We start from the raw sequence: 6,319 nt of genomic DNA on the forward strand, positions 1-6,319 counted from the left end.
AACAATCGACGCGGGCTAACCGGTCGATTGTGACTGTGTTTTATGACCTCCAAACCGTTCGACACCACGGCGCTTCACGCCTACTTGCTGCTGCTGCCAGCTTTTGTGCTGCTGGTGGCGTTTACGCATTACCCGGCCGTCGCCGCCCTGATCGACAGTTTTTTCTCCACTCCCAAGGGCGGTCGGCCTAGTGTATGGGTGGGGGTGGAAAACTACGAAGTGATGGTCAACGACCCGGTGTTCTGGAAGGCGGCCACCAACAACCTGTGGTTTGCACTGGCCACCATCCCTTTGTCCATCGGGTTGGCACTGACCATGGCTCTCTGGGTCAACGAACGCATGACCGGTCGCGGCTTTCTGCGCATGGCTTACTTCACACCCACGGTGCTGCCCATGGTTGCAGTGGCCAACATCTGGCTATTTTTCTACACGCCGGGCTATGGCCTGCTGGAGCAAATCACCGGTCTGTTCGGCTTGCCCTCACACAACTGGCTCGGTGACCAGCGCACCGCACTGGGCGCCATCACACTCGTGACGGTCTGGAAGGAAGCCGGGTTTTTCATGATCTTCTACCTAGCCGCACTGCAAAGCCTGAACCCGAATCTGCGGGAAGCGGCAGCCATTGAAGGTGCCTCCCGCTGGTATTTCTTTCGCCGCGTGCAATGGCCGCTGTTGATGCCCACCACCCTGTTCGTCATGGTCAACGCCGTCATCAACGCCGTGCGCATGGTGGACCATGTGGTAGTGATGACGCGCGGCGGCCCCGACAACGCATCCACGCTTTTACTCTACCACCTATATGAAGTAGGGTTCAAGTTCTGGGACACCGCCTACGCCGCGGCGCTCACGGTGGTGTTGCTGGCGGTTTTGGCGTCGGTGGCGCTTTTTCAATTCTTCGTGCTCGACCGCAAGGTCCATTACCAATGAAAGCGGCGCCATTACCGTCACGCCTCGTCTACAACGCCCCCGGCTTGATCGACACCGTGGCCGCCTGGCTGCTGGCCCTGCTGTGGATACTGCCACTGATTTATGCGATCTGGACCGCGTTTCACCCCTCCGAATATGCCACCCGGTTCGAGTTGCTGGCGCCTCTTACCCTGGATAACTTTGCGCGCGCCTGGGATGCTGCGCCCTTCGCGCGCTACTTTCTCAACACCATCATGCTGGTGAGCATGATCTTGTGCTGCCAGTTGGTGCTCTGCACTTTGGCGGCCTACGCCTTTGCCCGGTACGAATTTGCGGGCAAGAATCTGTTGTTTGCGCTGGTGCTGGTGCAGCTCATGATCGTGCCGGACATCCTGCTGGTAGAAAACTACAAGACCATGGCCCACCTCGGCCTGGTCGACACCCTGTTGGCGATTGGCCTGCCCTACTTCGCATCGGCGTTTGCCATTTTCCTGCTGCGCCAAACCTTCCTGGGTATTCCAAAGGAGCTGGATGACGCCGCGCGCGTGGAAGGCGCCAGCGCGCTGCAAATTCTCTGGCGCATCTACGTGCCCCTCGCCAAGCCCGTCTATACCGCTTTTGCCTTGGTGTCCGTGAGCTTTCACTGGAACAACTTTCTGTGGCCGCTCATCATCACCAACAGCGTGAGCGCGCGGCCCCTGACCGTTGGCCTGCAGGTCTTTTCATCCGGCGACCAGGGGGTTGACTGGTCCATCATCACCGCCGCCACCCTGATGACATCAGCGCCGCTTCTGATTGGTTTCCTGCTCTTTCAACGCCAATTTGTGCAAAGCTTCATGCGGGCGGGTATCAAGTAAGGTCTATTCAATGAAACTGATCACCTGGAACGTGCAGTGGTTCTGCGGGCTCGATGATGTTGTCAGCGTGGAGCGCATTGTGGGCGAGGTACGCGCCATGGCCGACTTTGATGTGCTTTGTCTACAGGAAGTTGCCGTCAACTACCCGCAACTTACCGGCAATGCTGGATTCGACCAAGTGGCGCGTCTGCGCGAACTGCTTCCGGATTTCGAGGTGTTTTTCGGCGCCGCAGTGAATGAGCTGGGACGTAACGGGCAGCGTCAGCAATTCGGCAATCTGGTGGCTACCCGCCTGCCCGTGGCCCAGGTTCAGTATTACCCGCTGCCTTACCCGGCAGACGGCGGCGTGCGCTCCATGCCGCGCATGTGCACCTGCCTCACCGTGTTGACGCAGATGAGGCCCCTGCGCGTCATGACGACGCACCTTGAGTTCTATTCCACCCGTCAACGCCTGGCCCAGGCACAGTCACTGGTTGATATTCATGCCCAGGCCTGTAGTCAGGCTGCGCATCCGCCGCTGATTGATGAAACCGGCGCGCCGTTCCAGCGCAAAGTGCACACCCAAAGTGCTGTACTTTGTGGGGACTTCAACTTTGAAACCTCCGATACGGAGTACGCCCGCATTCAGGTGGAGGCAACGCCAGGCACAACCCGTTTGACAGACGCGTGGCGCCTGGTCCATGGCAACACGCCACACGCCCCGACGTTCCGCCTGGTTGACCGGCGCTACGGGCCAGAGCCCATTTGCTGCGACTTCGTATTTGTAAGCGATGACTTGAAATCACGCGTCACAGGTATTGATGTCAATACGCAAACACGCGCGTCCGACCATCAACCGGTTCTGCTTGAATTGGACTGACCGGACACCACGTGCGCCATCTCCAGCGTCTTGTTCGAGTAGCCCCATTCGTTGCCTACCAGCTCACCCGCTTCACGAATATGCTGTCCAGCGCGTACAGGCGAGACCGACGTCTATGAAGCATTTGTTGAATCTACTGGCAGCCATTGCGCTGCTGGTCTGGGGCACCCACCTGGTACGTACCGGCATTCTTCGGGTGTTCGGAGGCAATTTGCGCCACGTGTTGTCGCGCAGCATCAGCAACCGCTACACCGCCGCCATCTCGGGCCTTGGCGTTACGGCGCTGGTGCAGTCAAGCACCGCCACGGCACTCATCATCTCGTCTTTTGTCGGCCAGGGCCTGGTGACGCTACCGCTGGCGCTGGCGGTCATGCTGGGAGCTGACATCGGCACCAGCCTGATGGTGGTGGTCTTTTCGTTTGACCTGTCATGGCTCTCCCCGCTCTTCATTTTTGTCGGCGTGGTGCTGTTCATTTCTCGCCAGGACACCAACGTGGGCCGCTTCGGTCGCATCCTGATCGGTCTGGGCCTGATGCTGCTGGCGCTGCGGCTAGTGACGGACTCGACGGCAGTGCTGACTTCGAACGCGGCCGTGAAGGCCTTGCTGGGAACGCTCAGCAGTGACCTGCTGCTGGAAATCACGGCCGGTGCCGTGCTGGCTGTGGTGGCTTACTCCAGCCTGGTCATCGTGCTGCTGACAGCCACGCTAGCGGCATATGGCGTGATTCCGCTGGATGTGGCGCTGGGGCTGGTGCTGGGCGCCAATCTGGGCAGCGGCTTGCTGACGGTTCTGACCACTGCCCGTTCGGCTGTCGAAGTTCGTCAGGTTCCGCTGGGCAACCTGATGTTTAAAATTCTCGGCGTCGCCATCGTCGCGCCGCTGCTGGGGCCGTGGCTGCGGCATGTGCGGCCTTACCTCGGCGACCCCGCCACCATGGTGGTGCTTTTTCACCTGGCCTTCAACACGCTGGTGGCCGCGGTATTTATCGGTCTGACCCAGGTGATTGCCCGCTGGGTTGAAAAATGGCTGCCTCGGCCCGACAAGACCACGGTCAACGGTCGCTCGCATCACCTGGATACGTCAGCGCTGGCCACGCCCTCGCTGGCCATCTCTTGCGCCGCTCGCGAAGCGCTGCACCAGGCTGACGTGGTTGAGACCATGCTGCGCGGGCTTCTTGAAGTCATCAAGCGAGGCGATATCAGGCTGGCCGAAGAGCTGCGCAAGATGGACGATACGGTGGATGCGCTCTATTCAGCCATCAAGTATTACCTGACCAAGATTTCGCGCGAAGCGCTGGCAGAGGACGAAAGCCGACGCTGGACTGACATCATCAGCTTCACGATCAACATGGAGCAGATCGGCGACATCATTGAGCGCGTGCTGATCGACATCGAGGACAAGAAGATCAAGCCGGGCCGGCGTTTTTCCGAGGCGGGCATGGCTGAAATTTGTGAGCTGCACGACCGCCTGCTTGACAACCTGCGGCTAGGCATGAGCGTGTTTTTGAGCGGCAACGTACGCGACGCCCAAAAGCTGCTGGAGGAAAAAGCCCGTTTTCGCGATCTCGAGCACGCCTACACCACCTCCCATCTGGCACGCCTGTCGGACAACACCATGCAGAGCATCGAAACCAGCTCACTGCACATTGACCTGATCAGCGATCTCAAGCGCATCAACTCCCACATCTGCTCAATCGCCTATCCGATTCTTGACTCTGCCGGCGCGCTTGCGCCGAACCGCTTGCGCCAGTCAGCCTCCTTGCCCGACAAGGTGTGAGGCGCCGGCTTTCCGTGGAGACGAACAATGGAGCGCATGACTTTTGAATCCCCGCCGTTGCCGACGCGACGCGCAGACCTTTTAGAGCGCCTCAAAGCGCCCCATACCTACGACCTTGCGATCATCGGCGGCGGGGCTACTGGCCTCGGCGTGGCGCTCGATGCGGCAGCACGCGGGTTTTCTGTCGTTCTGGTCGAGTCGCACGACTTTGCCAAAGGCACCTCCTCGCGCGCCACCAAACTGGTCCACGGTGGTGTTCGTTATCTGGCGCAAGGCAATATCTCTTTGGTCCGCGAAGCGCTGCATGAACGCACGCACCTGCTGGCCAATGCGCCGCATCTGGCGCAGCCCCTGCCTTTCGTGATGCCTTCGTACAAATTCTGGGAGGCTCCGTTTTACGGCGTTGGACTCAAGATATATGACGCCCTGGCCGGCAAGGCCGGCCTCGGCCCCACCGAATTTTTGACTCGTGCAGAGACACTGCGCTGTCTGCCGACGGCCCGCCAGGCCGGGCTCAAGGGCGGTGTCAAATACTGGGACGGGCAGTTCGACGATGCACGCCTGGCCCTGGCGCTTGCGCGCAGCGCGGCTCGCGCCGGCGCGCTGCTCGTCAATTACTGCCCAGCCACTGGCCTCGTCCATGCGGGGGGCAAGCTGGTGGGTCTGCGTGTCACCGACCAAGAAAGTGGGCAGGCACTTACATTGCGTGCCAAATGTATTGTGAACGCGGCAGGGGTCTGGGTCGATCAGCTGCGCTTGCTTGATGGCCAGGCTATAGGCCGCGATGTCAAACCCGTGGTCGCGCCCAGCCAGGGCGTCCATATCGTGGTTGACCGGTCGTTCTTGCCGACCGACCATGCGCTGCTGGTTCCCAAAACCGCCGACGGGCGCGTGCTGTTCGCCGTGCCGTGGCTTGGCAAGACCATCCTCGGCACGACCGATACACCGCGCAACGACCTGGCGCGCGAACCGCTGGCGTTCCGCGAGGAGGTTGATTTCATCCTCGGCGAGTCGGCGCGTTATTTAAGCAAGGCGCCTGGTCCGGCCGATATCAAAAGCATTTGGGTGGGGCTTCGACCTCTGGTGAAACCGCCTGAAGACGATGGCGACAGTACCCAGGCGCTGTCGCGCGAGCACACGGTGCTGATCAGTAAAAGCGGCTTGGTTACTGTCACCGGCGGCAAATGGACGACTTACCGCGCCATGGCCGAAGACGTGCTGGATAACTGTTTTGCCGCTGCTTTGCTTGCAAAACGTCCAGGAGGCGTGACCGCCGATCTCAAATTGGTGGGCGCTCAGTCATCCGGCCAAAAAATCAGCGACTCACCCGGCCTGCACCTCTATGGCAGCGAAGCGGCGGCCGTTCTTGCCTTGCCGGGGGCCGGCCGGTTGCTGGGCGGTGGCTTGACGGAGGCGATGGTGCGGTTTTCGGCGCGCTACGAGTACGCCAGGACGGTCGAGGACGTGCTGGCACGCCGCTCGCGCCTGCTGTTCCTCGACGCCGCGCTCGCCAAATCTCTGGCGCCCGAGGTGGCCAGCCTGCTTGAGCAGGAGGGGCAGCCTCACCCCCGCTCGCAGGAGTTTTTGGTCCTGGCCGACCAATATCTGACCCTGCCAGTGTGATGCGCGCTGGCGACCTGACGCGCAGTTGGGGGATGGCTTGACTTTGATGCTCATGAATTAATAGCGCTGCTCCTATATGTGACAAGGGCTGAAGCCCGAAATGATCCCGAGTTGGAAAATTCCCACGGGGTGTGCCAATTTGGACTGCAGCAGGTGAGTATTTTCCAATTCAGGTATGAGCCTGAAGGGTTCGCAATTTGGGTAATTTCGATGTGCGGGCTGACCAGGTTGAAAAGGGAAGTTTAAGGGCTTGCGGAATTTTTTAAATCAGGCCCCTGCCAGGCCGCCGGAGGCCCC

The 6,319-nt window shown here is 60.3% G+C and carries 5 protein-coding genes; all 5 read left to right on the plus strand.

Annotated elements, in window-relative coordinates:
* The first annotated feature begins 42 nt into the window (after window positions 1-42).
* The 5 genes from Q8O29_RS18900 to Q8O29_RS18920 all read left to right on the plus strand — a co-directional run bounded on the left by Q8O29_RS18900 (window position 43) and on the right by Q8O29_RS18920 (window position 6,022).
* Window positions 43-927: a carbohydrate ABC transporter permease gene (locus tag Q8O29_RS18900; protein ID WP_305565643.1), complete on the plus strand. Its 885-nt coding sequence runs from the start codon at window positions 43-45 to the stop codon at window positions 925-927.
* The gene (locus Q8O29_RS18905; RefSeq protein ID WP_305565644.1) at window positions 924-1,763 is read left to right on the plus strand and encodes a carbohydrate ABC transporter permease; all 840 of its coding nucleotides are present in this window, start codon (window positions 924-926) and stop codon (window positions 1,761-1,763) included. Before Q8O29_RS18900 ends, Q8O29_RS18905 begins: the two co-directional genes overlap by 4 nt.
* A 10-nt stretch (window positions 1,764-1,773) precedes the next feature.
* On the plus strand, window positions 1,774-2,622 hold the full coding sequence (locus Q8O29_RS18910; RefSeq protein ID WP_305565646.1) for an endonuclease/exonuclease/phosphatase family protein: 849 nt from the start codon (window positions 1,774-1,776) through the stop codon (window positions 2,620-2,622).
* A gap of 115 nt (window positions 2,623-2,737) precedes the next feature.
* Window positions 2,738-4,399 (plus strand): Na/Pi cotransporter family protein, encoded by a 1,662-nt coding sequence (locus tag Q8O29_RS18915; protein ID WP_305565647.1) that lies wholly within the window; start codon window positions 2,738-2,740, stop codon window positions 4,397-4,399.
* Between the two features lie 36 nt (window positions 4,400-4,435).
* Entirely contained in the window at window positions 4,436-6,022 is a 1,587-nt protein-coding gene (locus Q8O29_RS18920) for a glycerol-3-phosphate dehydrogenase/oxidase (RefSeq protein ID WP_305565649.1), read from the plus strand.
* Window positions 6,023-6,319: the final 297 nt, after the last annotated feature.

It is taken from the genome of Polaromonas sp. (genome assembly GCF_030689685.1).
GTDB lineage: Bacteria > Pseudomonadota > Gammaproteobacteria > Burkholderiales > Burkholderiaceae_C > Polaromonas.

What these genes read in the sequence shown, in the direction of transcription:
- Q8O29_RS18920 (WP_305565649.1), top strand. Translation starts at nt 4,436, where the DNA reads ATGACTTTTGAATCCCCGCCGTTGCCGACGCGACGCGCAGACCTTTTA.
- Q8O29_RS18910 (WP_305565646.1), top strand. Translation starts at nt 1,774, where the DNA reads ATGAAACTGATCACCTGGAACGTGCAGTGGTTCTGCGGGCTCGATGAT.
- Q8O29_RS18900 (WP_305565643.1), top strand. Translation starts at nt 43, where the DNA reads ATGACCTCCAAACCGTTCGACACCACGGCGCTTCACGCCTACTTGCTG.
- Q8O29_RS18905 (WP_305565644.1), top strand. Translation starts at nt 924, where the DNA reads ATGAAAGCGGCGCCATTACCGTCACGCCTCGTCTACAACGCCCCCGGC.
- Q8O29_RS18915 (WP_305565647.1), top strand. Translation starts at nt 2,738, where the DNA reads ATGAAGCATTTGTTGAATCTACTGGCAGCCATTGCGCTGCTGGTCTGG.